Origin of the sequence: Methanothermobacter sp., from assembly GCF_030055435.1 — an archaeon.
In the GTDB taxonomy this organism is placed as follows: domain Archaea; phylum Methanobacteriota; class Methanobacteria; order Methanobacteriales; family Methanothermobacteraceae; genus Methanothermobacter.
The window spans coordinates 261,424-287,141 of sequence record NZ_JASFYG010000003.1; the positions used below are offsets into that span (position 1 = coordinate 261,424).

The 25,718-nt window shown below is 47.4% G+C and carries 31 protein-coding genes and 1 tRNA gene; 20 read left to right on the forward strand and 12 right to left on the reverse strand.

All coding sequences use genetic code 11. From position 1 onward, the window contains the following. Nucleotides 1-9: 9 nt before the first annotated feature. On the reverse strand, nucleotides 10-204 hold the full coding sequence (locus tag QFX30_RS04825) for a hypothetical protein (RefSeq protein ID WP_300489137.1): 195 nt from the start codon (nucleotides 202-204) through the stop codon (nucleotides 10-12). Between the two features lie 162 nt (nucleotides 205-366). Here QFX30_RS04825 and pdxS point away from each other — a divergent pair, with 162 nt between their 5' ends. Then, entirely contained in the window at nucleotides 367-1,248 is an 882-nt protein-coding gene (pdxS, locus tag QFX30_RS04830) for a pyridoxal 5'-phosphate synthase lyase subunit PdxS (protein WP_300488956.1), read from the forward strand. 27 nt (nucleotides 1,249-1,275) lie between these two features. Here the strand turns inward: pdxS and QFX30_RS04835 are convergent, their stop codons facing one another. From QFX30_RS04835 to QFX30_RS04855, 5 genes are all read right to left on the reverse strand, one after another. Continuing rightward, nucleotides 1,276-1,800, reverse strand: coding sequence for a hypothetical protein (locus QFX30_RS04835; RefSeq protein ID WP_300488958.1), 525 nt, complete (start codon nucleotides 1,798-1,800; stop codon nucleotides 1,276-1,278). Nucleotides 1,801-1,937: 137 nt separating this feature from the next. Continuing rightward, on the reverse strand, nucleotides 1,938-2,276 hold the full coding sequence (locus QFX30_RS04840; protein ID WP_300476280.1) for a P-II family nitrogen regulator: 339 nt from the start codon (nucleotides 2,274-2,276) through the stop codon (nucleotides 1,938-1,940). Nucleotides 2,277-2,286: 10 nt separating this feature from the next. Beyond that, nucleotides 2,287-3,510, reverse strand: coding sequence for an ammonium transporter (locus tag QFX30_RS04845; RefSeq protein ID WP_300488961.1), 1,224 nt, complete (start codon nucleotides 3,508-3,510; stop codon nucleotides 2,287-2,289). Nucleotides 3,511-3,817: 307 nt separating this feature from the next. Continuing rightward, on the reverse strand, nucleotides 3,818-4,156 hold the full coding sequence (locus QFX30_RS04850; protein WP_300476275.1) for a P-II family nitrogen regulator: 339 nt from the start codon (nucleotides 4,154-4,156) through the stop codon (nucleotides 3,818-3,820). Between the two features lie 64 nt (nucleotides 4,157-4,220). Next, nucleotides 4,221-5,441: an ammonium transporter gene (locus tag QFX30_RS04855; RefSeq protein WP_300488964.1), complete on the reverse strand. Its 1,221-nt coding sequence runs from the start codon at nucleotides 5,439-5,441 to the stop codon at nucleotides 4,221-4,223. 132 nt (nucleotides 5,442-5,573) lie between these two features. Between QFX30_RS04855 and QFX30_RS04860 the strand changes: the two genes are divergently transcribed. The 5 genes from QFX30_RS04860 to QFX30_RS04880 all read left to right on the forward strand — a co-directional run bounded on the left by QFX30_RS04860 (nucleotide 5,574) and on the right by QFX30_RS04880 (nucleotide 11,134). Next, nucleotides 5,574-5,879, forward strand: coding sequence for a hypothetical protein (locus QFX30_RS04860; RefSeq protein ID WP_300488967.1), 306 nt, complete (start codon nucleotides 5,574-5,576; stop codon nucleotides 5,877-5,879). Nucleotides 5,880-5,976: 97 nt separating this feature from the next. Further along, nucleotides 5,977-6,549 carry an XRE family transcriptional regulator gene (locus QFX30_RS04865; protein ID WP_300488970.1) on the forward strand — a complete coding sequence of 191 codons (573 nt, stop codon included), beginning with the start codon at nucleotides 5,977-5,979 and terminating at the stop codon, nucleotides 6,547-6,549. An 11-nt stretch (nucleotides 6,550-6,560) separates the two neighbouring features. Continuing rightward, complete coding sequence (locus QFX30_RS04870; protein ID WP_300488972.1) at nucleotides 6,561-6,965, forward strand: thioesterase family protein; 405 nt, start codon at nucleotides 6,561-6,563, stop codon at nucleotides 6,963-6,965. A gap of 17 nt (nucleotides 6,966-6,982) precedes the next feature. Further along, the gene (locus QFX30_RS04875) at nucleotides 6,983-8,632 is read left to right on the forward strand and encodes an AMP-binding protein (RefSeq protein WP_300488975.1); all 1,650 of its coding nucleotides are present in this window, start codon (nucleotides 6,983-6,985) and stop codon (nucleotides 8,630-8,632) included. A 24-nt stretch (nucleotides 8,633-8,656) separates the two neighbouring features. Then, on the forward strand, nucleotides 8,657-11,134 hold the full coding sequence (locus QFX30_RS04880; protein WP_300488978.1) for a DEAD/DEAH box helicase: 2,478 nt from the start codon (nucleotides 8,657-8,659) through the stop codon (nucleotides 11,132-11,134). Nucleotides 11,135-11,329: 195 nt separating this feature from the next. Here QFX30_RS04880 and QFX30_RS04885 read toward each other — a convergent pair whose 3' ends face one another. The 3 genes from QFX30_RS04885 to QFX30_RS04895 are packed head-to-tail and all read right to left on the reverse strand — an operon-like array spanning nucleotide 11,330 to nucleotide 14,658. After that, nucleotides 11,330-13,450 (reverse strand): ribonucleotide reductase N-terminal alpha domain-containing protein, encoded by a 2,121-nt coding sequence (locus tag QFX30_RS04885; protein ID WP_300488981.1) that lies wholly within the window; start codon nucleotides 13,448-13,450, stop codon nucleotides 11,330-11,332. A gap of 23 nt (nucleotides 13,451-13,473) precedes the next feature. Next, complete coding sequence (arfB, locus tag QFX30_RS04890; RefSeq protein WP_300488984.1) at nucleotides 13,474-14,169, reverse strand: 2-amino-5-formylamino-6-ribosylaminopyrimidin-4(3H)-one 5'-monophosphate deformylase; 696 nt, start codon at nucleotides 14,167-14,169, stop codon at nucleotides 13,474-13,476. Between the two features lie 3 nt (nucleotides 14,170-14,172). Then, complete coding sequence (locus QFX30_RS04895; protein ID WP_300488986.1) at nucleotides 14,173-14,658, reverse strand: RNA-binding protein; 486 nt, start codon at nucleotides 14,656-14,658, stop codon at nucleotides 14,173-14,175. A gap of 226 nt (nucleotides 14,659-14,884) precedes the next feature. Between QFX30_RS04895 and QFX30_RS04900 the strand changes: the two genes are divergently transcribed. The 8 genes from QFX30_RS04900 (at nucleotide 14,885) to QFX30_RS04935 (ending at nucleotide 20,635) form a co-directional block, all read left to right on the forward strand. Next, nucleotides 14,885-15,121: an LSm family protein gene (locus tag QFX30_RS04900; RefSeq protein ID WP_013295846.1), complete on the forward strand. Its 237-nt coding sequence runs from the start codon at nucleotides 14,885-14,887 to the stop codon at nucleotides 15,119-15,121. Nucleotides 15,122-15,219: 98 nt separating this feature from the next. Continuing rightward, nucleotides 15,220-15,402: a 50S ribosomal protein L37e gene (locus tag QFX30_RS04905; RefSeq protein ID WP_013295845.1), complete on the forward strand. Its 183-nt coding sequence runs from the start codon at nucleotides 15,220-15,222 to the stop codon at nucleotides 15,400-15,402. Continuing rightward, nucleotides 15,403-16,245, forward strand: a complete 843-nt coding sequence (locus QFX30_RS04910; RefSeq protein WP_300488989.1) for a toprim domain-containing protein — start codon at nucleotides 15,403-15,405, stop codon at nucleotides 16,243-16,245. 39 nt (nucleotides 16,246-16,284) lie between these two features. Next, nucleotides 16,285-17,688, forward strand: a complete 1,404-nt coding sequence (gene purF / locus QFX30_RS04915) for an amidophosphoribosyltransferase (RefSeq protein ID WP_300488992.1) — start codon at nucleotides 16,285-16,287, stop codon at nucleotides 17,686-17,688. Between the two features lie 80 nt (nucleotides 17,689-17,768). Beyond that, the gene (locus tag QFX30_RS04920) at nucleotides 17,769-18,959 is read left to right on the forward strand and encodes a peptidase U32 family protein (RefSeq protein WP_300488995.1); all 1,191 of its coding nucleotides are present in this window, start codon (nucleotides 17,769-17,771) and stop codon (nucleotides 18,957-18,959) included. A 201-nt stretch (nucleotides 18,960-19,160) separates the two neighbouring features. Then, a complete protein-coding gene (locus QFX30_RS04925; protein WP_300488998.1) occupies nucleotides 19,161-19,631 on the forward strand; it encodes a CBS domain-containing protein in 471 nt (156 codons plus the stop codon). A gap of 22 nt (nucleotides 19,632-19,653) precedes the next feature. Further along, a complete protein-coding gene (gene cfbC, locus QFX30_RS04930; protein ID WP_300489001.1) occupies nucleotides 19,654-20,451 on the forward strand; it encodes a Ni-sirohydrochlorin a,c-diamide reductive cyclase ATP-dependent reductase subunit in 798 nt (265 codons plus the stop codon). Next, the gene (locus QFX30_RS04935) at nucleotides 20,444-20,635 is read left to right on the forward strand and encodes a hypothetical protein (protein ID WP_300489003.1); all 192 of its coding nucleotides are present in this window, start codon (nucleotides 20,444-20,446) and stop codon (nucleotides 20,633-20,635) included. The genes cfbC and QFX30_RS04935 overlap by 8 nt, the downstream gene beginning before the upstream one ends. Here QFX30_RS04935 and QFX30_RS04940 read toward each other — a convergent pair. Then, nucleotides 20,632-21,048: a DUF123 domain-containing protein gene (locus QFX30_RS04940; RefSeq protein WP_300489006.1), complete on the reverse strand. Its 417-nt coding sequence runs from the start codon at nucleotides 21,046-21,048 to the stop codon at nucleotides 20,632-20,634. The two genes, QFX30_RS04935 and QFX30_RS04940, sit on opposite strands and share 4 nt — an antisense overlap. 177 nt (nucleotides 21,049-21,225) lie before the next feature. Here QFX30_RS04940 and QFX30_RS04945 point away from each other — a divergent pair, with 177 nt between their 5' ends. Both QFX30_RS04945 and QFX30_RS04950 read left to right on the forward strand, forming a co-directional pair. Beyond that, a complete protein-coding gene (locus QFX30_RS04945; RefSeq protein WP_300489009.1) occupies nucleotides 21,226-21,396 on the forward strand; it encodes a hypothetical protein in 171 nt (56 codons plus the stop codon). Between the two features lie 66 nt (nucleotides 21,397-21,462). Next, entirely contained in the window at nucleotides 21,463-21,900 is a 438-nt protein-coding gene (locus tag QFX30_RS04950; protein ID WP_300489012.1) for a DUF371 domain-containing protein, read from the forward strand. Nucleotides 21,901-21,972: 72 nt separating this feature from the next. Here the strand turns inward: QFX30_RS04950 and QFX30_RS04955 are convergent. After that, nucleotides 21,973-22,056, reverse strand: a tRNA-Leu gene (locus QFX30_RS04955). Between the two features lie 162 nt (nucleotides 22,057-22,218). Here QFX30_RS04955 and QFX30_RS04960 point away from each other — a divergent pair. From QFX30_RS04960 to galU, 4 genes are all read left to right on the forward strand, one after another. Further along, a complete protein-coding gene (locus tag QFX30_RS04960) occupies nucleotides 22,219-22,527 on the forward strand; it encodes a DUF167 domain-containing protein (protein ID WP_300489014.1) in 309 nt (102 codons plus the stop codon). A 125-nt stretch (nucleotides 22,528-22,652) separates the two neighbouring features. Further along, a complete protein-coding gene (locus QFX30_RS04965; RefSeq protein ID WP_013295836.1) occupies nucleotides 22,653-22,892 on the forward strand; it encodes a hypothetical protein in 240 nt (79 codons plus the stop codon). 11 nt (nucleotides 22,893-22,903) lie between these two features. Beyond that, nucleotides 22,904-23,527, forward strand: coding sequence for a hypothetical protein (locus QFX30_RS04970; protein WP_300476208.1), 624 nt, complete (start codon nucleotides 22,904-22,906; stop codon nucleotides 23,525-23,527). A gap of 40 nt (nucleotides 23,528-23,567) precedes the next feature. Further along, nucleotides 23,568-24,425, forward strand: coding sequence for a UTP--glucose-1-phosphate uridylyltransferase GalU (gene galU / locus QFX30_RS04975; RefSeq protein ID WP_300489017.1), 858 nt, complete (start codon nucleotides 23,568-23,570; stop codon nucleotides 24,423-24,425). A 27-nt stretch (nucleotides 24,426-24,452) separates the two neighbouring features. Here the strand turns inward: galU and QFX30_RS04980 are convergent, their stop codons facing one another. Continuing rightward, on the reverse strand, nucleotides 24,453-25,715 hold the full coding sequence (locus QFX30_RS04980; RefSeq protein WP_300489019.1) for a CPBP family glutamic-type intramembrane protease: 1,263 nt from the start codon (nucleotides 25,713-25,715) through the stop codon (nucleotides 24,453-24,455). Nucleotides 25,716-25,718: the final 3 nt, after the last annotated feature.

A 25,718-nucleotide genomic window follows, 5' to 3' on the forward strand; every position in this document is an offset into this window, starting at 1 on the left:
GGAATGGTTTCAGATACCTAGAATCAGGGGCAGTATGATGAATGGAAGCAGACCTGCTGCAAAGAATAAACCGAGACCTGCAATCACCTGGTCCCTCTTATCATCCATCATACCGTTACATATGAGTATCATTCCTGTGAATCCAAGAAGTGCGGGTACAGCATGTGAGTAAATCACAGACCCTGTGAATGTTCCTGCCACCATTTTTATCACGAAAAACCTGCTCTTTTAGCTAATTCATCATCCTCTGCTTATGTTATGATTCATCATCTTAAATATTTTCGGGAGCGGCAACCCGGGCAAGATATTTAACAGTTGTTTTTCAGATATAAATATGTTGTTTATTCTAACAGGAGGAGATTGATCATGCTGCATGGTACAGAAGTACTCAAGAAGGGATTTGCAAAGATGACCAAGGGTGGCGTTATAATGGACGTTGTCAATGCTGAACAGGCTGCAATTGCAGAGGACTCAGGGGCAGTCGCTGTAATGGCCCTTGAGAAGGTACCCGCTGATATAAGGGCCTCTGGAGGAGTTGCAAGGATGGCTGATCCCAACAAGGTCCAGGAGATAATGGACGCAGTGTCCATACCCGTGATGGCCAAGGTCAGGATAGGACACTTTGTTGAGGCCCAGGTCCTTGAGGCCCTGGGGGTCGATATGATAGATGAGAGCGAGGTTCTAACCCCTGCAGATGAACGCTTCCACATAGATAAGAGGAAGTTCACTGTTCCATTTGTGTGTGGTGCAAGAAACCTTGGCGAGGCCCTCAGGAGGATAGATGAGGGCGCGGCAATGATAAGGACCAAGGGGGAACCTGGAACTGGTAACATCGTTGAAGCCGTGAGGCACATGAGGATAATGATGAGTGAGATCAGGGAGATCCAGAACAAGGAGGAAGAGGAACTCTGGGAATTCGCAAGGAAGATTGAGGCTCCCCTTGAACTTGTAAGGGAAACAGCCCGTCTTGGAAAGCTCCCGGTGGTCAACTTCGCAGCGGGTGGTGTCGCAACACCAGCAGACGCAGCACTCATGATGCAGCTTGGTGCCGACGGCGTGTTTGTTGGTTCAGGTATATTCAAGTCAGATAACCCTGAGGGATATGCGAGGGCCATTGTTGAGGCCACAGCCCACTACGACGAACCTGAGGTCATAGCGGATGTTTCAAGGGGCCTTGGCACAGCCATGAGGGGACTTGAAATCAGTGAGATTCCTGAAGAGGGTAGAATGCAGGATAGGGGATGGTGAACCCCCTTCAATTGATTAATTTTTAGTTTAAACTGCCACGTAGGTTATGGTGACTCTGTATGTGCCGGGGTCCGTGTAGAGGGGTACGGTTAAGTAGTAATTAATTGGAATCACTACATTAACAGCGCCCACGTATGTCCATATAGTATAATAGGTGGTTGTAAAACTTCTTTTCGGAACCTGGATTGGCCCATATGGACTATCATATTTTATACTGTATTTCAGATTTGAGAGGGGTATGATGTTTGAACTGTTGTTGATACTTATGAGGTCGCCGCTGGCACTTACAGAAACTCTCAGTCTCCCACCACCTGTTTTTATGGCTACATTGGTGGCAGTATAATACTCCCTTTCTATCCCATCAGGCTCTATTGTCCCTAGGTTAAGGTTTGTGGGGTTTACAGATAAACTAACACCTATTGCAAGTGGTTCTACTGCTGACTGGTTTGCTAATGTGGTGTTCACAGTTGTGTTGTTTGTTACATCTGCAGATGCGCATCCAAGAAGGAATACTGACATTATGAGTGTTATGAGCATTATCTGACCCTTCAAGAACCCCCAACTCCTCTTTTTTCTGATTAGGGATATTGTATCAAAATTATAAATAGTTATTGATCAAATCAGAGAAAAATCAGTAGTTCATAAAGATAAAATTTAAAAAAATATTAAAAAAACAAAAATTTGTGATTTTAAACAGCCTTTTCACCGCTTTCGCCTGTTCTTATCCTCACAACCTCTTCAACTCCAGATATGAATATCTTTCCATCGCCTATGTCACCGGTCTGGGCGCTTTTCACTATCGTATCAACGACCCTATCAAGGTCCTCGTCATTCACCACTATCTCAATCTTTGTCTTTGGTATGAGGTCTATCCTGTAGTCTCTTCCACGGTAGCTCTCGGTTATACCAAGCTGTCTCCCGCGGCCCCTTACCTCGGTCACTGTCATCCCATGGCACCCTACCTCTTCAAGGGCATTTTTAACTTCCTCGAGTTTCTCGGGTCTTATGATGGCAACTATCTCTTTCATCCTATCACCCCTAGATTCTGTATCCTGTCTCCTCGTGGAGGTGGGTGTCAAGTCCCTCTATTTCCTCCTTCTCAGTTACCCTGAGGCCCACTGTGAGGTCCAGGAGCTTTCCTATCACCAGTGTAACTATGAAGGAGTAGATAGCTACAATGACAACTGCTATCACCTGTGCTGTCATCTGACCGGGGTTTCCGTAGATGAGGCCTGTTCCCAGTTCATTTATGAATGGTGCTGCGAAGATACCTGTTGCCACTGATCCCCATATACCTGACATTCCGTGTATCCCGAATACGTCAAGTGCGTCGTCGTATCCAACCTTTGGTTTGAGGTAGGATATTGCGAAGTATGATATGGCACTTGTGACGAGGCCTATGATTATTGCTGCTGGGACCGTCACAAAGCCCGCCGCTGGTGTTATTGCCACGAGCCCTGCGACTGCACCTGATATGCCACCGAGAACTGTGGGTTTACCTGTTTTGAGGTAGTCTATTATCACCCATGATAGCATACCTGCTGCTGCAGCAGTGTTGGTCACAATGAATGCTGATGCTGCCAGTCCCCCTGCTGTGAGGGCTGAACCTGCGTTGAAGCCGAACCATCCGAACCACAGGAGCGCAGCGCCTATCACTGAGTACCCAAGGTTATGTGGTAGCAGCCTTGTATCCTTCCTCTTACCAAGGAGGTATACCAGTGCGAGTGCAGCCACACCTGAGTTTATGTGGACCACTGTACCCCCTGCAAAGTCAAGGGCACCCATCTGGGCAAGGAATCCACCGCCCCATACCCAGTGGGCCACCGGTACATATACCAGACTCACCCAGAGTGCAACGAATGCCAGCCATGCTGAGAATTTCATTCTTTCCACTATCGCACCTGATATGAGTGCAACTGTTATTGCAGCAAATGTTAGCTGAAAGGTTATGTAAAGGAAGTCTGGTATCGTGGGTGCGAGTTCTGCGAGTTTATCGACACCTATGCCGTTCATGAATAGGTTCGCTGGACTTCCTATGAGTCCCATTATATCTGCCCCAAATGCAAACTGATAGCCGTAGAGCACCCATATGAGGCTTGTCACTGCGAAGGCTATCAGTGACAGGAACATCGTGTTGAGCACGTTCTCCTTTTTTGTTAAACCCCCATAGAATAGTGCCACGCCTGGAACCGTCATGAGCATCACGAGGGCCGTTGATATCAGCATCCAGGCTGTGTCACCGGAGTTTAAAACCGCGTCCATCAGAGTCATCCTCCATATAGTTGTTGTTATTATTCTGTTTTTTCACAATCTTATACTTCAATGCCGGAAGGCGGAAATCAACTTCCGACACTATCACTTAGATGATGCTCATATATAAAGATTTCGGTTAAAATTTCAGGTAAAGTGGGTGAAACTAAAATAAGTTCAAATAAGAATGTAACTTACAGAAAAATGTTAAATAAATATCAGGGGGGCTGAATTCTGGATTAATTGGTCACTGGACAGCCTTTCCCCCCTTTTCTCTCATTATCCTTAAAAAAGGGGGTTTTATATGATTTTTGATCCATTATATGGCCTTTTTCCCCCTTTCACCGGTTCTTATCCTCACAACATCAAGTACATCAGTTATGAAGATTTTACCGTCTCCAATATCTCCTGTTCTTGCGTTTTCGGTTACTGTTTCAATCACCTTTTCAAGGTCCTCTGAGTCAACCACCACTTCAATCTGGACCTTTGGGATCAGGTCAACGCAGTAATCCATACCACGGTAACTCTCACGGATACCCATCTGCTGGCCCCTTCCCCTCACATCTGAGACGGTCATTCCGTGAATTCCAACCAGTTCCAGGGCATCCTTCACATCCTCAAGTTTCTCTCTTCTGATAATGGCTGTGATCCTCTTCATTGATCTTCACCTCTCTGTGAAAAGCTTTTTATGTATATTCTCTTGTCTCTATTTAAATCATTGATTATGTCAGTCTGTAACCGGTTTCCTCATGGAGGTTTATGTCGAGACCCTGAATCTCATCCTCCCTTTCAACACGAAGCCCTCTCCATTTCTTAAGCAAGCTGGCAAGAATATATGTAACTGTGAAGGTGTAGATGACCACAGTAACAACACCGATAACCTGACTGGTGAACAGTGCGGTGCTTCCTGTTATGAGGCCACCACCACTAAGGGCGGGATTAAGTGATGGTATTGCAAAGAGGCCCACCCCTATTGTTCCTATAACACCTGAAACTCCGTGAATTCCAAAAACATCCAGGGCGTCATCATACCCGAGGAGGGGCTTGAGCCAGGACACAGCAAGGTAACAGATCACGGCGGCCAGAAACCCAATGAAAATCGATGCACCTATATCCACGAAGCCAGCTGCAGGGGTTATTGATGCAAGGCCTGCAACTGCACCTGAAAGGGCTCCGAGGAGGGTTGGTTTTCCGGTTTTAATTCTGTCCATCAGCATCCAGCCAAGCATACCTGCGGCAGCAGAGGTGTTTGTTACAATCATTGCATCTGTGGCAAGGTTACCTGCTGAAAGGGCTGAACCTGCGTTGAATCCAAACCATCCAAACCATAGAAGACCGGTGCCTATCACCGAGTATCCAAGGTGGTGTGGCATCAGTTTCTGGTCATACCTTGGCCCAATGACCAGTGCAAGTGCAAGTGCAGCAATACCACTTGTAAGGTGCACAACCAGTCCGCCTGCAAAATCATAGACACCGAGGTTCTGGAGGAATCCACCGCCCCATACCCAGTGGGCCACAGGCACATAAACGAATGTGAACCAGAGGGGAATGAAGATGATCCACGATGAAAATCTGATCCTCTCAACCACAGCACCTGATATCAGGGCAACGGTTATGGCAGCAAATGTCATCTGGAAAATTGCAAAAAGGCCCCCTGGAATTGTGGGAGCATACTCTGACGCTGAGTTAAGGGCTGTAAGACTTATGCTGCTGATCTGGCTCCCTATTATCCCTGAAATGTCGCCTCCAAAGATAAGGCCATAGCCAAATAGAAACCACAGCAGACTGACCACGCCAAAGGATACAAACGATAGAAAAATTGTATTGAGAACATTTTCCCGTTTTGTGAGGCCTGAATAGAACATTGCAACGCCTGGTATGGTCATCAGGATTACCAGGGCCGTTGATATCAGCATCCAGGCTGTATCACCAGAATTTAACATTCATTATCACACTCCTTTTTTTGATACCCATATAATAAACCTGACTATATAAGGATGCCGGTAACTTCTTTCCGAATGCCATGCCAACATTAAAATATCAGAAAAATGAGAAAAACAGTAAGAGGTGTTTCATTGAACTCAACAAAAAAGGGAAGGCTCTTTGCAGTGCTCATGATAGCTCTTGTTGCATATGGCTTCTCATCCACAGTATGCATCTTCATAAAACCATCCTTTGCAGTTGAATTCCCCACAGACATCCTTCCCTCCGATGAGAAGATAGAACCCATGGGAAACCCTGATTTCCAGCCGGTAATCCTGAAGAAACACATAATGAACGTCACCAACAACACAACCAATGAGACAGAGGTCATATTCTATACTGATAACAGAACAAACAGAACAGCGCCGGCCAGCAGGGACCAGAACCAGGATCAGTAATCCACAGCCAGATTATGTTCATGAACACTTTTAAACAGCAATTTTTTTAAACTGAAATTTTAGAAATAGATACATATGACCATATTAAGGTGATCACGTGCCAGCAAACACTGTGGGAGAAAGAATAAAACAGCTCAGGGATAACCAGAACATCACACTGGAGGAACTTGCAGAAAGAAGTGGAATTAATAGGGAACTCATCAAGAAAATAGAGGAAGGAGACATTCTACCATCACTCACACCCCTCATAAAGATCTCAAGGACACTTGGAGTAAGGCTCGGCACACTCCTTGATGATAGGGTTCAGGATGGACCTGTTATAGTCAGGAAGGGAAAAACCCAGAGGGTCATACACTTCTCAGGCTATGAGGAGAGGGCAGATACAAGCAACCTCAACTTCCACTCCCTCGGTGCCGGCAAAAGCGACAGGCACATGGAGCCGTTCCTGATCGACGTTGAACTCCACAGCGACGACTTCGAACTATCGTCCCATGAGGGGGAGGAGTTCATATACGTCCTGGAGGGTGAAATAGAGGTCATCTATGGACAGGAGAAGTACAGGCTCGGTGAAGGGGACAGCATATACTATGACTCTGTTGTACCCCACCACCTCCACGCAGCAGGGAAAAATGATGCAAGGATACTGGCAGTTGTCTACACACCATTCTAGCGGCTGATAGGATGTTCAGAATCACGGTGACACCACGTTTTGGGGATATAGATGGTCTCAGACACGTTAACAACACTGTCCTGGCGGTCTGGTTCGAGAAGGGCAGGAACCCCATCTTCAGGATGTTCACACCCGACCTTGACCTCAGCTATGAGAAGTGGAAACTCATCCTTGTAAGGACAGAATTCGACTTCCTTGCACAGATGTACTATGGGAGTGACGTGGAGATAAGAAGCTACATAACACACATAGGAAACTCATCCTTCACCATAGGCCACGAGGCATGGCAGGACGGGGAACTCAAGGCAAAGGGTAAGGCTGTCCTGGTCCACTACGATTTCATTGAACAGAGGAAAAAACCAATACCCCCGGATATAAGGTCAAAGCTTGAAGAACATCTTGTGGAAGAGGATTAACATACAAAGGTGGATTTATGGTTTTCACTGAGGAAACAATAGGGGAATTCTTTGAGAAACAGGTTGAAAGGTACGCTGATAAGGAGTTCATAGTATACCCTGACAGGGATTTAAGGTTCACCTACCGGGAGTTCAATGAGAGGGTCAACCTCCTTGCAAAGGGCCTGTTATCCATCGGCATAAAAAGGGGCGACCACGTGGGTATCTGGGCCACCAACGTACCGGACTGGCTGACATTCCTCTTTGCAACAGCAAAGATAGGAGCGGTTCTTGTAACGGTGAACACCGCCTACAAGAGCCATGAACTTGAATATGTCATGAAACAGTCAGACATGAAGGCAATAGCCATCATAGATGGCTTCAGGGATGTTGACTACGTCCAGACACTCTATGAACTGGTACCTGAACTCAAAACACAGGAAAGGGGCCACCTCCGGAGTGAAAGGTTCCCTGAACTTCGAAGCGTCATATACATAGGGGCCCAGAAGCACAGGGGGATGTACAACACCAATGAACTGATCCTCCTGGGTAAACACGTCCCTGACAGTGAACTCCGCAGTGTGATATCAACCCTCAAGAACACCGATGTCATAAACATGCAGTACACCTCTGGGACCACGGGTTTCCCCAAAGGGGTAATGCTCACCCACAGGAACATACTCAACAACGGCTACTACATCGGTGAGAGACAGAAATTCACCGAGGAGGACCGTCTCTGTCTACCGGTACCACTATTCCACTGCTTTGGAATAGTTCTGGGCGTGCTGGCCATCCTTACACATGGCGGGACACTTGTCATGATAGAACTCTTCGACCCCCTCCTGGTACTTGCAGCGGTGGAAAAGGAGAGGTGCACCGCACTCTACGGCGTGCCAACCATGTTCATAGCAGAGTTCACACACCCCATGTTTGACATGTTCGACCTTTCATCCCTCAGAACAGGTATCATGGCGGGGTCACCCTGCCCCATAGAGGCAATGAAGCGCGTCATGAATGACATGAACATGAAGGAGATCACCATAGCCTACGGCCTCACAGAGGCATCCCCGGTAATCACACAGACAAGTGTGGATGACCCCATAGAGAAGCGTGTCGAAACCGTTGGAACACCCCTACCACACATCGAGGTCAAGATAGTGGACCCTGAAACAGGCGAGGAGCTGGGCCCCGGCGAACCCGGCGAGATATGCTGCAGGGGCTACAACGTCATGAAGGGCTACTACAAGATGCCTGAGATGACAGCTGAGGCCATAGATGAGGACGGCTGGCTCCACAGCGGAGACCTTGCGGTGATGGATGAGGACGGATACTACTCAATCGTTGGAAGGATAAAGGACATGATCATCCGGGGCGGCGAGAACATCTACCCGAGGGAGATCGAGGAGTTCCTCCACACAATGCCAGGTATAAAGGACGTGCAGGTTGTGGGGATACCCGATGAGAAGTACGGTGAAATAGTCGGTGCCTTTGTGATCAGGGAGGACGGTGCAGACATACTGGAGGAGGATGTCAGGGACTATGCAATCCAGAGGATAGCAAGGTACAAGGTCCCGAAACACGTTTTCTTTGTTGACGAGTTCCCGCTCACCGCAAGCGGGAAGGTCCAGAAGTTCAAACTCAGGGAGCTGGCAGTTGAACTCCTCAAGAAGAGGAAGGAAGGCTCCTGACCCTTAATTTTTTTGAGAGATATAATGATAGTCCTGAATCGAAGGAAAAGATCAGTTGATTTTATACCCGCCGGAAGTCCCAGGGGCGCCCTCAACACCCGTAGAAAGCCCGGGTACTGGGGGAAGCTGAAAATCAAAAAAACCTCCTCTGGCCCCAGAATAGCAAGGTTCACTGTGGAGAAAAATGAAAGGGAAACCCTTAGAAAACCCTCAGAGGCCATAAAACTCCTCAGGAAACAGGCCGTGTTTCTAACGGGACGTGATGAGGAACTTGAAGAACTACTAGGGAATCACGGTATCAGGTACAGGTATGCAAGGGTATGCCAGCACTGCCTCCATGAGGGCTATGTGACCCTTGTGAGCTCAAGGGCATCAACGAAGCATGAAGGCCAGATCATATGCTCAAGGTGCGTTGATGAGGTAATAAGAAGGGAGCTCAAACTGGCGGGCATGGATAAATCAGCCTTCAGAAACTTCAGGAGGCTGATCAGGAGGGGTGTAAGCCTTGAGAGGGTCCTTGAGATGATGTCACCCAGATTCGACCCGTTGGCGAACCATGAACTGACGCTCTATGATATGGTAACGGCAACAGCAGACAGAACCCCGAAGGTGCCCATTGATCGCCTTGAGCTTCCTGAGAAATTTAAGCGGATTCTCAGAAGGGAGGGTAGCAGGGTGCTGAGGCCAGTGCAGGTCCTTGCAGTTGATGCTGGTCTCCTTGAGGGCGCTAGTCTTATGGTTGTATCTGCAACCGCAAGTGGAAAGACCCTTGTGGGGGAACTTGCAGGTATCCCCCGGGCAATGAGGGGTGAAAGGTTCATCTACCTCACACCACTCGTTGCCCTTGCAAACCAGAAATACAGGGACTTCAAGAAGAGATACTCTGCACTTGGACTTAAAACAGCCATAAAGGTTGGTATGAGCAGGATAAAGGCAAAGGGTGAGCTACGGATTCCAGATACCGATGTGGCTGACGCAGATATAATAGTTGGTACCTACGAGGGGATCGACTACATCCTCAGGTCAGGGAAGGCAGGTATCCTCGGCGATGTGGGTGTGGTTGTTGTTGATGAGATACATACCCTTGAGGATGAGGAGAGGGGGGCAAGGCTCAACGGGATGATATGGAGGATAAAAAGGTTATTCCCCAACGCCCAGGTCATAGCGCTCTCTGCAACAGTGAAGAACTCCGCGGAAATAGCATCAGATTTTGGATTAAAGCTGGTTGAATACGATAAAAGGCCCGTCCCACTTGAAAGACACCTCATATTCTCAAGGAGCGGTGAGGAAAAGAAGAACATTATACTGAGGCTTGCAGCACGTGAGTTCTCCTTGAAGTCAAGGAAGGGGTTCCATGGACAGACAATAATATTCACAAATTCCCGCAGGAAAACCAGGCTCATTGCAGAGTACCTCACAAGGAATAGGGTCAGTGCAGCAGCATATCATGCAGGCTTATCCTACTCTGAAAGGCATCGGATAGAGAAGGCCTTCGCATCCCAGAAACTCGCCGCAGTTGTCACCACAGCGGCACTTGCAGCTGGAGTGGACTTTCCGGCATCACAGGTTATATTTGAAACGCTCCTCATGGGTAACCGCTGGCTCACCCCCAATGAGTTCTCACAGATGCTTGGACGTGCTGGCAGACCATCCTATCATGACCGGGGTGCTGTCTATGTTCTTGCAGAAATTGGGATGGAATTTGATGGTGATTCCGAGGAGTCTGTGGCCCTTGAGCTCCTTGAAAGCGGCCCGGAACCTGTTGAAGTTCACTATACAGAGGAGAAGGTTCTTGAACATGTACTTGCAGATATAACCTCAGGCGCCTTCAATGGGGATTATAAAAATAATGGATGGCTTATGGATACCGAAGAGGCCATTGATATCCTTGAATCCTATGGAATGGTATCAGGGGATAAAATGACCCCGACAAAATACGGGCGGGCTGTTTCCAGGTCATTCATAGGACCCCATGAGGCAGAGTACATAAGATCCAATCTTTCAGGCAGCGTCATTGATACTGTCATCAGACTTGAACCCTTTCAGTCAGCCTACCTTTCCAGCAGGCTCCACAGAAGGCTCAGCCAGGTCCTTGGCACAAATTTCTCAACAAGGCTGCTTGCTGACTCAACACTGGATATAATTTCAACCGGGGATAACCTGGTGAAACTGGATTCCAGGCTTCAGGAGGCCCTATTAAATATCCAGATGGATTTCTTATCATGTGAATGTAGCGATAGACCCTTCTGTGGATGCATTCAGAGAAAACTATCGGCACACATAATCAATGAGAGGGTGAGGGGGAGAGATCCAGCTGATATAAGCAAACAATTACTATCAAAGTATCATGTGCAGACATACCCTGGTGACATCTTCAGCTGGCTTGATTCGGTCGTGAGAATGCTTGAGGCTGTGAGGAGGATTGCAGGGGCTTTCAAAAAGAGCGGCGCTGTAAGGGAATCCTCCAGACTTATAAGGGGAATTGAGAGGGGCCGACTTTGATTCTTCCATAGGATCTATGGATATTATAATTACTTTGATTCTTCCATAGGATCTATGGATATTATAATTACTTTGATTCTTCCATAGGATCTATGGATATTATAAATTTATAAGGCACGATTTAAAGATCAGATAATGGAGGATTCAAGGTCATATGGTGTCCATTTTATCACCTTGAACTCCTCCATATAATATTCAATTGGGGCAGCTCATATCCCGGCATGACCCTGCATATTCAGGAAACCTCAGAACCTCATTCATTTTGCTTCCATACCTGTAGATGGTGATGCCCTTGCACCCCAGTTCATATGCTGCTCTGAATACCCTCTCAGCGTCCTTTATGGATGCATCAGGCGGCAGATTAACGGTTTTTGAGACGGCGTTATCCACATGGCGCTGGAAGGCGGCCTGCATCCTAACATGAAAGACAGGGTCGATCTCATGGGCGGTTACAAAGAGCCTCCTGATTTTATCTGGAACCCCTGACACTCCCTCCAGATTTCCCTTTGACATTATCATTTCAAGTGTATCCCTTTTCAGCTGCCCCCTGGCGATTCTTTCAAAAAGGGGATTGGTTTCGGTGAATTTTCTGCCCAGAATGTTTCTTGTGAATGAAACCGCGAATAGGGGTTCGATCCCGCTACTTGTACCTGCTATTATGCTGAGGGAGCCTGTGGGTGCAATGGTTGTCAGTGTGGCGTTTCTCATCCCCTCAAAGCCCATTTCATCCCACCTGCTTCCTGAAAATGCAGGGAACGATCCCCTTTCATCTGCAAGATTCGATGAGGCTCTCCTCGCTTCACACTCTATGAAGGACATGATCCGCTCAGCCACCCCAAGGGCCTCCCCTGAATTGTAGGGGACACCCAGCTTTATGAGCATATCAGCGAATCCCATGACGCCAAGGCCGATCTTCCTTGTCCTGAGTGTCATCTCCCTGACCTCTGGTAGCGGGTAGTTGTTGACGTCTATGACGTTGTCAAGGAAGTGCACCGCCGTATGGACGGTTCTTCTGAGTCTTTCCCAGTTCACACCTGAAGCTGACACCATTAATGAGAGGTTGATTGAGCCGAGGTTACATGACTCATAGGGGAGGAGGGGCTGCTCACCGCAGTTGTGCACAATGAAACCGTTGGCAGTGAAGGCATTTGCACCTGCAACACTTGCGTCGTATACATCCTCATAACCCTTACTTTTAAGGGAAAGAAAGGTGGAGAATCTCTCCCCTGAGTTAAAACTGCTCCCTGAATCCATAACAAGCATATCACCCCTTTCAAGGTCAGAGGCGGCCTTCCACACTGGTTTATCTTCCATTACGAGCACCGGGTGATCATGGGTCAACTTTAAACTGTAACCTTCCCTGGTTCTGAGCTCAAAAACCTCTCTGTAACCTGTTTTAAAGAAACCTGAAGTGGAGAGATACTCTGAGCCATTGACAACCGCCATGAATGCTCTGCCCTCCAGTTCCTTTACTGGAACTGGTCCCTCTGAGGTCATTATGAGCGCATCACGGGATATGCATGGGTTAGTTGCCTCTATCCTTCCAAGGGAGGGTGTCGGGTTGTACTGGTTTATCCTGTCCTCGAATATCATGCCGGGGTCCCCTGATCTCCACGCTGCCTTTACAATCCTCCTGAATATCCCCATGGAGGGAACTGAGTCAACGGTTTCACCGGTTCTGGGGTTTATGAGGTCAATCTTTCCGTCCTCCATGAACCTGTCAGGGACCGAAACAGAGAGGTTGAAGTTTCTGAGGGGACCCTCTGATGTCTTGGCATCTATAAATTTGAATATGTCGGGGTGGCTGACATGGAGCACCCCCATATTTGCCCCGCGTCTCCGTCCACCCTGCTTTATAACCTCAACTGCAACGTCAAATATCCTCATGAATGATACGGGACCTGAAGCCACACCCATCGTTGATGCAACGGTGTCACCCTCTGGTCTGAGTCTGGAAAATGAGAATCCAACGCCCCCACCTGATTTGTGGATTATTGCCATGTTCCTGAGGGATTCAAATATGCTCTCAATTGAATCATCAACAGGGAGAACGAAACATGCTGAGAGCTGATTTATCGGCGTACCTGCATTCATGAGTGTGGGTGAATTCGGGAGGAACTCAAGATTTCGCATAACCGAATAGAAGAGTTCCTCTGCCCTATGTCTGTTGAAACCATAAATCTCATCTGCAGATGCAACTGCCCGGGCAACCCTCCTTAACATTTCCTCAGGGGTCTCTACAACCTTACCCCTTTCATTCTTCAGGAGGTACCTCTCCTCAAGCACCCTCCGGCCGGTTTTTGTTAAATTTATCATCATTAAGAATTATATGAAGCCATTTATGGTAGCGTATCCAGGAGCTCCCTGACATCGGATACGACACTCTCGATGGCATCATCAAGTATTCTCTGGCCAAGAACAGGGTCAGGGTTTATGCCCTCCTTTTCACAGATTCTTGCGGCTCTATCAATCCCCTTATTGGCCTCCCTGGCCTCTCTGAGGCCTATCATTCCTATTTCAGGATAGATTTCTGGTCTGCATTCCCCGAGTTTCGTGAGGTCCGCTATGCCCAGTATTATTCCAGCGGACACCTCACCGCTTCCTGCGTGGGGACCCTCAATCTCAACGATCCTGTTATTCCATATGATCTCCATGTCAAGTTCATCCATGAGATCATCAATGCAGTCCTCAAGCTGATTTCCGCCATGACCATTTACGATAACAGCAGCGTCGATGTTCAGGCGTTTCCTGGCCTTTCTCAGAACCGGTTTGAGGTCGCCTTCCAGGAGTTCATCCCTCTCAATGTGGATGCCATGCTTAACGTATGGAAATTCGGTTGCACCGTAGATTATCCCCAGGAACTTCGCCCCTGTTCTGAGAGAGGCCTCCAGGGCCACGTAGGATGCTATCTTGGCATCGGTGTCTATGGGGAGTGCCGGGCCGTGGTTCTCAAGGTGTGACCCCAGGGCGAGTATACCCACCCTGTGGACATCCCCTGAGATTACGTTACCTGCATCAAGGTTGAGTTCAACCACCCTTCACACCTCAAGGTTCCATATTGCATCTCCAATATGGTGGATGGTTTTGATGGCCTTTCCAGAGTCATTTTCTATCATTTCAGGTCCGCTTATGAGGCTTATTCCCACTGCGAGGGGTTTTCGGTGTTTTTCGTCCACCACGATGACGATGTCATCTCTCTCAATTTCAGGGTCAGCATCAACTATACCCGGACTCATCACATCGGCCCCGTTTGCAAGGAACCTCACGGCCCCCATATCAACCACCACATAGCCCTTCTCTATTTTCTTCATATTGATGGCTCCCCTCAGGGTGGGAACGACCCTTTCGTCCATCAACATGAGGAGGGGCTCTCCATTGACGAGGATTATGTCGTTTTTATCTGTCTCTATTATCTCAAAGGTGGCCTTTCTGGGTATGATAGGGGAGCACTCCCCTATCTGATTAAGAATCTCCTTCATTCTCTTTTTCTTTATATGGTACCTCTTTTTGATCTTCACATTCACACCCTGGAAATTTCATGAGGACTGTATTTTATTATGTTCTAATCCATTAAACCAGTTTACCCTTTATCATCTTATTTTAAAGGGGAGGATTTCTGCCTATTATCGTTGTGAGAAAACTTATATATTAGTAAAATAGAAAAATGGAGTATCTGACTGGAAGATTCTGGCTTGTTAGTTAGATTTAAATATAATCTGACCATATTTTAATTTAGGATAGGTGATAGATGTGAGTTCACAGAGAGTTAACGTACAGAGACCACTTGATGCTTTGGGCAATTCACTGAATTCCCCTGTGATCATTAAACTTAAGGGTGATAGGGAATTTAGAGGAGTTTTAAAAAGCTTTGATCTCCATATGAACCTCGTGCTGAATGATGCAGAGGAACTGGAGGACGGAGAGGTCACAAGGAGACTGGGTACCGTCCTTATACGTGGAGATAACATAGTCTATATATCCCCATAGGGTAATTCGGGAATACAGCTTTGATTTATATATGAATAAATGAAGGATATATTATATTAAATTGACAAGTTTTAACTGATTTTCAGGAGGATTAAAACATGAAAGGTACTCCATCATTTGGTAAGCGTAACAAGAATCTCCATATAAGGTGCAGGCGCTGCGGTAAGAACTCATACCACGTCCGTAAGAAGGTATGTGCAGCATGCGGCTTCGGGAAATCACGCCGTATAAGGCGTTACAGCTGGCAGAATAAAAAAATTACAGGCCAAAGGTTGAAATAAATGGACAATAAGGGCCCTGTTGATGTGCGGATAATTGTTGAGGGAGCCTCCGACGTTGAGAGTGTTTCAAGGGCACTTCAGAAGGTATCCCTCGGCGCCAAGTACCATATAACCATATCATCCATAGTGCCAACAACAAGCCTTGAAATCGCCATGAGGGCTGTTGAGGGTGCGGATATTGTCCTCATAGCCACTGATGTTGACCAGACAGGGCGTGAACTTGCTGATAAATTCCGTGAAGCCCTTAAGGGTCACGTTGGACATATTGAGAGGATGAAACTCCCCTACGGTCATGACGTCGAGTACCTCGACCCTGACATCATAAGGGAGGAAATAGAAAACGCCATCATAAGGGCCGGACTCCAGACACTCTCAAGTGTGAAAAATCTGAGGAACATAAAGGAAAGCCTTGAAGAGTGTCAGGAAAGGCTTAATGAACTGGTAGCCGAAAACAGTACCCTCAGGGATGAAAATATTAAACTCCTCAGCAAAGTTGAGGATGGTGAGAGGGAAGCGGAATCCCTAAAAGAGGAGATAAAGGTCCTCGAGGAGAAATCAAAGGCCCTCGAGGAGGATTATTCCCGACTCAAAACTCGTTTTTCTGAAATTGAAGATAAGGAACTACTTGAGACCTTCTCAATAGGGGAACTCTGGAGAGAAACCTTTGGAGAGGAACCAGATGACCCTGAGAAGATTTATTTTGTAACTGATCACATCAAACCTGAAGGCATAATCCTTGGCCAGGGCTTTATCGCGGCACCATCAAGGGAGGATGCTGTTGAGTGGCTTAAAATAGTTAAATCGGCTCTGGTCTTCACTGAAACCGATGATGAATCATCCTAGACCCGGGAACTTAAAACCTTCTTGTTGGGAGAATCTGAAGTGAGAGACAAATGTGGTATTGTAGGGATTTACTCACAGGATAAAAACATCAATGTGGCCTCCCAGATCTACTATGCACTCTATGCCCTCCAGCACAGGGGACAGGAATCCGCAGGGATCTCAACGTTCAACGGAAGCGACATGCTGACCCACAGGGGCATGGGACTTGTCTGTGACGTCTTCAGCCCTGAAAAACTGGATGAACTCGAGGGGAATGTCGGTATAGGTCATGTTCGTTATTCAACCACTGGTGAATCCAGAATTGAGAATTCCCAGCCATTCTGGAGCGAATTCCAGGGAGGTAAAATCGCCATAGCCCACAACGGTGACATAATAAATTCAATGGAACTTCGGGATGAACTGGAGGATGAGGGCCACTCATTCATATCAACCACAGATTCAGAGGTGATATGTCACCTTCTGAGCAGGGAATATGGAAAAAAACCCAACATGATAGGTGCCATAAAGAGGGTTTCAGAGCAGCTTGTCGGGTCCTACTCCCTCGTAGTCCTCTTCAATGGGGACCTCTATGTCATAAGGGACCCTGTTGGTATAAAGCCCCTGGCATTTGCAAGGAAGGGAAACACCCAGATGGTTGCCTCTGAAACCGTGGCCTTTGATGTTATAGGAGCTGAGCATGTGAGGGATGTTCAGCCAGGGGAGATACTGCACCTCAACAGGGGCAAGTCCTACTGGGTTGCCAACGCACCCAACACCAGGAGGGCCCACTGCATGTTTGAGTACGTCTACTTTGCAAGACCCGACAGTGTCATAGACGGCCGGAACGTCTACAGAGTCAGGCTCAGTATAGGGGAGGCCCTCTACCGTGAACACCCCGCCGATGCCGATGTGGTTGTACCGGTACCTGACTCCTCCATCCCGGCGGCCATAGGCTACTCCCGCGCTTCAGGGATACCCTACGGTGAGGGGCTCATAAAGAACAGGTACGTTGGCCGCACGTTCATAATGCCCACACAGGAGGAACGCGAAACAGCGGTTAGACTCAAGATGAACCCCATAAGGTCTGAGCTTGAGGGTAAGCGGATAGTGCTCATCGATGACAGCATAGTGAGGGGAACGACCTCCAGGGCACTCATCGATATAATCAGGGATGCGGGGGCAGAGGAGATACACCTACGTATAGGATGCCCACCCATAAAGTCCCCCTGCTACTATGGTATAGCCATGGCAACCAAGAAGGAGCTTATAGCATCGAGCAGGGATGTTGAGGAGATAAGGAAGATAATAGGGGTTGAGTCCCTGGGTTACCTGAGTATTGAGGCACTCGTTGAATCCATAGGTATCAAGAAGGGTTTCCTGTGCACGGGTTGCCTGGACGGGGACTACCCGACACCTCTCCCCTCCGATATAGAGGAATATGAGGCACTGAGGTCCTGCCTCTAGTTAAGCATAAAAAGATTTAACGTGGACATGATGTCTGATTTCACTTTTTCTGTTTCAATAAATCCTTCAGCGTGATCTAAATGCCTGAGCTTCTATCACCTGCAGGTGACTTCCCATCCCTGATGGCAGCCCTTAAGTCGGGTGCTGATGCGGTTTACGTGGGCCTTGAGGGCTGTAACATGAGGGCAAGGGCGGGTAATTTCAGTATCGGTGAAGTCGTTGAGGCAGTGGAGATAGCCCACAGCTACGATGCAGGACTCTATGTATGCACAAACACGGCCCTCAGGGACTCTGATATTGAGAAACTCGAGAAATTATTCCCTGAGCTTTACTCTGCGGGTGCTGATGCGGTGATAGCCTCCGACCTTGCAGCTGTGGAGCTTGCATCTGAATGCGGCCTGGACGTCCATGTCAGTGTACAGGCGAATGTCACAAATACGAGGACGCTGAGGATACTGGGGGAGATGGGCGCCAGCAGGGCCATACTATCCAGGGAGCTCTCCCTTCGTGAAATCGCCAGCATTGCGGCAGAATCACCCATTGAAACCGAGGTTTTTGTCCATGGTGCCCTCTGCACAGCAATATCAGGTAGATGCTACCTCAGCTCATACCTTTATGGTAGAAGCGCCAACTGCGGTGATTGCCTTCAGCCATGCAGGAAGAGGTGGAGGCTGGTATCTGAGGATGAGGAATTCGACCTTGAGGTGACCCCTGGCGGTGATATAAGGAGTTACATTCTGAGTCCCCGGGATCTGTGTATGGTTGAACATATACCTGAACTCCTTGATGCCGGTGTCGACGCCCTCAAGATAGAGGGACGTGGAAGGGCAGCGGATTACGTTGCAACCGTTACCTCAGTCTACCGGGAGGCCATTGACACTTACCTTTCAGGTGATTGGAGCTTTGATTCCCGGTGGCTTGAGAGACTCGAGGGTGTCTTTAACCGGGGCTTTGGCACCGGTTTTTACTTCTCTGAGCCAGATACCTGTAGCAGTGGTAATGTATCCACTTATGTGAAGCAGGATGTGGGGGAGGTTGTTAACTACTACAGGAAGGTGGGGGCCGCTGAGGTGAGACTGTGGAGACCACTTGAGGTTGGAGATGAGATCATAATACAGGGTAGAACAACGGGGGCCCTCATACAGCGTGTTGAATCCCTTCAGGTTGATGGCGACCCCGTGGAGAGGGTTGAATCTGGCAGGGCTGGTATCCTAGTGGAGGATAGGGTCCGCCCGGGGGACCTTGTATACCGCAGGGTTAGAAGGGGTTGATGTTATCAGGGTTCAGAATCATTTCTTTGGTGGGCGTGACTGTGCTGGTGATTCCGGTATGCTTTCCGTGCATTAAATGTCTTTGATGTACTCCTCTAATCTGGGAACAGGGTTACGGCTCTATCCTCTTATTTTCATGGAATGCCTCAGTAACTGTTATTTTTAAAAGTGATGCTCCACATATTAAAGAGGGGTGAGTTAATGATAAGGGTAAAGGATGCCATGCAGACCGATGTAATAACAGTTAATAGGAACAGTAAGATACATGATGCTGCACGTGTACTGAGGGAGAACAGGATCAGCGGGGCCCCTGTTGTTGATGATGAGGGTAAACTCGTGGGTGTTATCAGTGAGGGTGATATAATGAGGCTGATTGAGGTCCATTCACCCAGCCTGAACCTCCTCATGCCATCCCCCCTGGACCTGCTTGAGCTTCCAGTTAGGATGAAACATGAATACGATGAAATAGCAAAGGGTATCAGGAAGGCGGCCATGATGCTTGTGGAGGAGATAATGAGTGATAGGGTTGTAACGGTGCACCCTGATGCATCCATCTCTGATGCGGCGGAACTCATGGACCGGCATGATGTAAAGAGGCTTCCTGTGGTTGAGGACGGTGAACTGGTGGGTATCATAACAAGGGGCGATATAATAGGCGCATTTGTTAAGTGATGAAATCTGAGCCGGTGTCTCAATGAAGCGGATAGCAATCTATGGTAAGGGTGGTATAGGGAAGTCCACGATTGTATCGAATATGGCTGCCGCCTATTCCTCCAAGTACAGGGTACTCGTTATAGGCTGTGATCCAAAGGCAGATACAACGAGGACACTCTACGGTGAAAGGCTCCCTGCGGTACTTGATATCCTCAAGGAGAACCGTAAACCTGACGCCTCTGAGGTTATCCATGAGGGCTTTGGCGGTGTCAGGTGTGTGGAGTCAGGGGGCCCTGAACCCGGTGTTGGATGCGCAGGGAGGGGTGTGATCGTTGCAATGAACCTCCTTGAAAAACTTGGAGTATTCGAGGAGGAGATTGATGTCATCATATACGATGTGCTCGGGGACGTGGTCTGCGGGGGATTCGCGGTGCCACTACGTGAGGAATTTGCAGATGAGGTCTATATAGTAACTTCAGGGGAGTACATGTCCCTTTATGCGGCAAACAACATTGCAAGGGGCATAAAGAAACTGAGGGGTAAACTTGGCGGTGTCATCTGTAACTGCCGTGGCATCAGAAATGAGGTTGAAATTGTCTCTGAATTCGCCTCAAGGATAGGTTCACGTGTTATTGGGGTGGTTCCAAGAAGCCCCCTTGTCCAGGAGAGTGAAATTGAGGCAAAGACCGTTATTGAGAAGTTCCCTGAATCTGAACAGGCAGAGGTTTACAGAAAACTTGCAGAGGAGGTTTACCTTAACACTGAATTCTCGGCACCTAAACCCATGGACCCTGAGGAGTTTGAGGAGTTCTTTAGAAACTTCAAAGGAGATGATTGACATGGAAAGGTATGTGCAGCTCGGCCTCTTCCACCTTATGGTGGGGGCAGTGATAGTTCTCATGGGAGTCTGGGCACTTTACCCGGCGAGCACCCTTGGATCTGAACCAGGGTGGCACGCGGCCCTCAAAATCATATTCGGAGCCCTTATGCTGGGGGCTGGAGTGAAGCTATTGGGATCCTAAATTTCATCCCATTTTTTCATTTCAGCACCAAGCTCCCTGAAAGCCTTTTCAACGGCCTTTTCAGCTTCCTTCCTTGTTTCGAAGTGGTGGAGGTGTGACCTGCATCTGCAGTCAGAGCATCCGAAACCCTTCACAGAGAGATCTCCCTCAAGTTTTTCTGAAACTGCACATTCAAGTCTCCTCTTATCTGTAGAATAGAAAACTGACACAACCTCTGCATCACTTAAGAGGTGGTCTATGTGCCATCTCATCCTCTTTTCAGCCCTCAGATGCCTTCTTATTCTGGCCTCCAGTGAACCGAACCCCGATCCAACATACACGTAGTAGCCTGGAGGAAATCTTATCATACCGAGGCTTCCAATCATGGTTTCAGTTCCACCGCACCTTATAATAAGACAGTAGGTACCTTTCATGGGAATTCCATAATAATTTTAATATTCATAGTATCAATTAACAGCTCTCATTCAATGTCACAGTAATAAATCCATCTGTTATTATCATTGCAAGAAATTTTTAGTAAAATTTATATTTTTTCATACTTTAATTATATTCTGGTTTCTGCAGGGCACCCAGGTATTGGGGGTGATATCATGGCAGTGGCAAAATGGTTGCTTTACATAATTGGTATAATACTTGTAGTTATGGGTATACTGGGTTACCTTGGGATCCCATACCCGGCTCTCAGGGACCCGGTATGGCACGCTGCCCTTAAAATTATTGTTGGGCTTGTAGCCCTATGGGGAGGTACCAAGGCAGAGTAGTAAATTTTGCCATTTGAACTTTTTTTGTGGGGCCCTGCAGGGACCTCACGTTCACATGGTGGTGGAATGGCTGAGGTCAGATACACTCTGAGGGCGAAGGGTCACCCCAACGTTACCGCGGAGCACAGGACAACCCTTGAGGTCACAGCTGACCCTGAAATAGGTAAAACCGCAGACTGCATAATAGGTGTTTCATCATCGGATTCTGTTTCGACAATCCCCGATGAGGTGAGGTCTGCCATAGCAAGGGAATCATCACGTGTGAGGGTAGTGCTGCGCACTGAAAACGGTTTTGATGAAATAAGTGGTTACGGACACCCTGACCTCACACTGGATCACCCAACGGATATTGTGTGCCGTAAAAGCAATTACATCTGTGGCAGAACACTCATGATAGGGGCTGATAAGGCTGCATGCGACCTTGACAGAAGGTTAGTGAGGGATCTAATGGAGGGCAAGGACCTCACTGTTGAAATAATAGTTGAATATGATGATTCTGATTAGTTCTGATTGTTTTTCAACAATTGCCACTTTTTCATGTAATGGAATTTTAAAGTGATAATCATGAGATAAGAGTGCAGGGGACGGGATTCGAACCCGCGAAGGGACTCCCCCACTAGGCCCTCAACCTAGCGCCTTTGACCGCTCGACCACCCCTGCATGGGAAAAATCAGTGCTTAACGGGGAGTGGAACAAAGTATCTATGTTTTACTATTTAAACTTTGCGGTATGATGGGGAGGGAGAGGCGATCATTCTTTAAGTAGGCAGTAAAAAGAAATCCTTTATGAGTGCAGCTTCAGAATCAATGGAGGTGATTATTTTTGCCCTGTCTTAGAGAAGCGGGTGAGGATCTTCTGGTGGATATTGAAGTATCCCCTGCTTCAGGAAGATTCGAGGTCAGATCTTACAATGAATGGAGGAAGAGAATTGAGGTTAAGATCAGGGCACCCCCAGAGAAGGGGAGGGCCAACAGGGAGTTAATAAAGGAATTTTCATCTGCCTTTAACACCAACGCCGAGATATTATCAGGTCATAAAAGCCGACATAAAACCTTGAAGCTATATGGAATTGATGCTGAGACATTCAGAGATCTTCTGGAGGAAAGATTTGGGGTCACACTTCCACGGTGAGTATAAGCTTATGGAAAACTTAAAAATTAAAAATTTTGAGTCATACTTTCAGTTGAGTTAAGATATTAACTGTACAGAAAACTTTATTAGTTGTCAGTAAGAAAGAGATTAAGTGGAGGTTAGAAATGATTTCTACAGTCACAACGACAACAACCACCACCGTAACCACCGCTGATGTAATGACATACAGTATAATAGCAGTGATTGCACTGATAGGTTTCCTGGCTCTCAAAGAGATTCTAAGCTCGGATGAAACAGGAAACGAAACAATAAAGGCTATGGTATCAGGATCTAACGTGGCAATCCTGCCGCTACTCATAGTATTCGCAGCTATCGTAATATACAGGGTTCTAACAATAGTCTAAGGGGGGTTAAGATGAACAGAAACGCTTTAATACTGGTAATTGTGGCTATTCTTGTCATAGTGGGCGCGGCGGTCCTTATGACCAGGAATCCAACAGTGGCACCCCCCGCAGCAGGCAACACACTTCTTGCAATGAGCAACCACGCTACTGACCACCAGGTACATGCTGTGGCAGTGGTGGAGAACATATCGAAGGCCGACGGGTCACTTACAAACATCTACATTGACTCATGGACCCAGCCCGGCGGAAAGGTCTCAGTGGACCTATCAAAGGAACTTGGCTACAATGGATCATTACCTGCCGGAACAACATTCACCATGAAAATGTGGCTTGATCCGCACGGAAACAAAACAGGAAACGCAACACTCAACATGACAGTCAATGCAGGTACAGAGGACAAAATATCTGATGAGACAAATGCTTATCTCCTCACAGCTTCACACGTATTCTATCCATTATCCAGCATAACATCAAACCAGGTTAACGTGACACAGGATCCTACAAAAGGTGCTGAGTTCCTCAAGGGTATAAGGTCAGTGTATGTTGAACTTCTTATCACAGTAAACGCAGACGGAACCGTTACAATAACACAGCTAGCACCTCCGGTTCTATGCACACTTGCAGCGGGTGGTTAAAAAAACTTTTTTCTTTTTTTTAATTAATGGAGGTTTTTTCATGAAGGCAGTTATACCAGCAGCTGGTCTTGGGACCCGTTTTCTTCCTGCAACCAAGGCACAGCCCAAGGAGATGTTACCGGTATTTGATAAACCAACAATCCAGTACGTTGTGGAGGAAGCTGTGGCTTCAGGCATAGACGATATCCTCATAATAACAGGTAAAGGTAAGAGGTCAATCGAGGACCACTTTGACAGGTCCTTTGAACTTGAATACTTCCTCAGGAAGAACAACAAAAAGGAGTACCTTGACGAGGTTGAGGCCATCTCAGACCTTGCAGACATATACTTTGTGAGGCAGAAGGAGCAGAAGGGTCTAGGGGATGCAATATACTGTGCAAGAAAACACATAGATGGTGAGGACGCCTTTGCGGTCCTCCTTGGTGATACAATAACCTCATCGTCTGATGTCCCATGCACCCGTCAGCTCATGGATATATATGAAAGTTACGGTGCCTCTGCCATTGCCGTTGAGGAGGTTCCAAGAGATAAGGTTGAAAGGTATGGTATCATTGATGGAAAGGAGATCAGTGCTGGAATCTACAGGATAGATGATATGGTCGAAAAACCCCCTATCAGTGAGGCTCCATCGAATCTTGCCATAATGGGAAGGTACGTCCTTGAGAGTGAAATATTTGATCACATAGAGAATGTTCCCCCAGGATTTGGGGGTGAAATCCAGCTAACGGATGCCATGAGGGAACTTAAAACAGTTTATGGCTGTCTCTTCAGGGGCAGAACCTATGATATAGGTAACAGGGTGGACTGGCTTAAAACATCCCTTGAATTTGCCATGAGGGATGATGAGATAAGGCCTGAACTGGTTGATTATCTGAGGGACCTCATTTCCAGATACTAAAAAATATAATTTTTTGGTCTTTTTTACTCATAGAAATGGCATTACAAGGAAGAGTATGGAATTTGATATCCCGTGTGATACCGTTATACCTGCGATACTCCTTGTTCTCTGGAATGCAAGACCATAGACCACTGCAACGCTGAACACAAATATAAGGTCGTAAACGGATTTCCAGCCCACGTGAAGTGCTGTAAATAGGAGTGATGCATACAGGAGTCCCGGAAGCTTCCCCATAACATCTTCGGCGTTCCTCTGAACAATACCCCTGAAAAGGAGTTCCTCAGCAAGCCCAGTCCCTATGAGAATAACAGAAAAGCCCAGAATAAAATTCTGAACTGAGAGATGAGGGATGAGGGCATCTGGTCTGAGTATCTGGTATTCAATGTATCCCATTGGAAAACCTGTGAATGCAACTGCAACCTGCCACCGCAACTTTCTTAAGTTCAATCCGGCGTCGTACCTTGTGAGGTTCTGGGTTCTCATGAGGGCTGCTGATGCTGCAAAAAGTGGAACTGCTATTATGATGTACCAGTAGAGGTGCTTTACAACTGTGAGGGGCATTGAGAGTCCCACGATCCTTATGAGGGGAAGCATCATCATGGCGGCAAGGAGAACCTTCATCTTTTTCTTTGAGAGTGATGAGTGGATAAAGAGGGCGAAGAGAAGCGCTGTGTGAATCACAAGGCCCAGCTTCATGCTTATAAAGGTTGTTGTGTACTCTGCAATAACAAGGATGGAGAGGTAGAGGAGGAGCACCGAGGTGTTGTACCTGAGGAACTCATCTTTGAGCTCTTCCTCCAGCTCCTTCATCTTTGCATATGCAACAAGCACCTTGACCTTCTCCTGGTTCCTGAGGCAGATCTCATTATAGCGTTTATATGCATCAATGGCCTCATCATGCTTGCCGAGCCTTTCAAGAATCCTTGCGCTGTGTAGAACGGCCTCTGATTCATTTTTGAGATCCTTAGCCTTTCTGAAGCCTGACGCTGCAAGGTTGTAGAACCACCCTGCCTTCTTCAGCTTACCCTTCCTCTCATAAATCTTACCCATGCAGAATGATACATCGGCCTCACGTGGGTCGTCTTCCTCCCTGTAGAGTTCAAGGGCATTCTTGTAACTCTCAAGGGCAAGATCAGTTTTCTGAAGTTTATGGTATTCCCTTCCCATTTTGAAAAGTGTATCGGCAGTTTTCTTGACGTCTCCTGCCTCTGCGTACTCTTCGGCCCTTAGATTCAGGTACCTGATTTTGTCAATGTAATCCTCTGGTCTGAGAATCCTTCGCCTCTCCAAGTT

What these genes read in the sequence shown, in the direction of transcription:
- QFX30_RS04910 (WP_300488989.1), top strand. Translation starts at nt 15,403, where the DNA reads ATGGACAATAAGGGCCCTGTTGATGTGCGGATAATTGTTGAGGGAGCC.
- QFX30_RS04870 (WP_300488972.1), top strand. Translation starts at nt 6,561, where the DNA reads ATGTTCAGAATCACGGTGACACCACGTTTTGGGGATATAGATGGTCTC.
- pdxS (WP_300488956.1), top strand. Translation starts at nt 367, where the DNA reads ATGCTGCATGGTACAGAAGTACTCAAGAAGGGATTTGCAAAGATGACC.
- QFX30_RS04950 (WP_300489012.1), top strand. Translation starts at nt 21,463, where the DNA reads ATGGCTGAGGTCAGATACACTCTGAGGGCGAAGGGTCACCCCAACGTT.
- galU (WP_300489017.1), top strand. Translation starts at nt 23,568, where the DNA reads ATGAAGGCAGTTATACCAGCAGCTGGTCTTGGGACCCGTTTTCTTCCT.
- QFX30_RS04885 (WP_300488981.1), bottom strand. Translation starts at nt 13,450, where the DNA reads ATGATAAATTTAACAAAAACCGGCCGGAGGGTGCTTGAGGAGAGGTAC.
- QFX30_RS04940 (WP_300489006.1), bottom strand. Translation starts at nt 21,048, where the DNA reads ATGAAAGGTACCTACTGTCTTATTATAAGGTGCGGTGGAACTGAAACC.
- QFX30_RS04925 (WP_300488998.1), top strand. Translation starts at nt 19,161, where the DNA reads ATGATAAGGGTAAAGGATGCCATGCAGACCGATGTAATAACAGTTAAT.
- QFX30_RS04935 (WP_300489003.1), top strand. Translation starts at nt 20,444, where the DNA reads ATGATTGACATGGAAAGGTATGTGCAGCTCGGCCTCTTCCACCTTATG.
- QFX30_RS04840 (WP_300476280.1), bottom strand. Translation starts at nt 2,276, where the DNA reads ATGAAAGAGATAGTTGCCATCATAAGACCCGAGAAACTCGAGGAAGTT.
- QFX30_RS04965 (WP_013295836.1), top strand. Translation starts at nt 22,653, where the DNA reads ATGATTTCTACAGTCACAACGACAACAACCACCACCGTAACCACCGCT.
- cfbC (WP_300489001.1), top strand. Translation starts at nt 19,654, where the DNA reads ATGAAGCGGATAGCAATCTATGGTAAGGGTGGTATAGGGAAGTCCACG.
- QFX30_RS04845 (WP_300488961.1), bottom strand. Translation starts at nt 3,510, where the DNA reads ATGGACGCGGTTTTAAACTCCGGTGACACAGCCTGGATGCTGATATCA.
- QFX30_RS04945 (WP_300489009.1), top strand. Translation starts at nt 21,226, where the DNA reads ATGGCAGTGGCAAAATGGTTGCTTTACATAATTGGTATAATACTTGTA.
- QFX30_RS04850 (WP_300476275.1), bottom strand. Translation starts at nt 4,156, where the DNA reads ATGAAGAGGATCACAGCCATTATCAGAAGAGAGAAACTTGAGGATGTG.
- QFX30_RS04875 (WP_300488975.1), top strand. Translation starts at nt 6,983, where the DNA reads ATGGTTTTCACTGAGGAAACAATAGGGGAATTCTTTGAGAAACAGGTT.
- QFX30_RS04880 (WP_300488978.1), top strand. Translation starts at nt 8,657, where the DNA reads ATGATAGTCCTGAATCGAAGGAAAAGATCAGTTGATTTTATACCCGCC.
- QFX30_RS04920 (WP_300488995.1), top strand. Translation starts at nt 17,769, where the DNA reads ATGCCTGAGCTTCTATCACCTGCAGGTGACTTCCCATCCCTGATGGCA.
- QFX30_RS04905 (WP_013295845.1), top strand. Translation starts at nt 15,220, where the DNA reads ATGAAAGGTACTCCATCATTTGGTAAGCGTAACAAGAATCTCCATATA.
- QFX30_RS04855 (WP_300488964.1), bottom strand. Translation starts at nt 5,441, where the DNA reads ATGTTAAATTCTGGTGATACAGCCTGGATGCTGATATCAACGGCCCTG.
- QFX30_RS04825 (WP_300489137.1), bottom strand. Translation starts at nt 204, where the DNA reads ATGGTGGCAGGAACATTCACAGGGTCTGTGATTTACTCACATGCTGTA.
- QFX30_RS04970 (WP_300476208.1), top strand. Translation starts at nt 22,904, where the DNA reads ATGAACAGAAACGCTTTAATACTGGTAATTGTGGCTATTCTTGTCATA.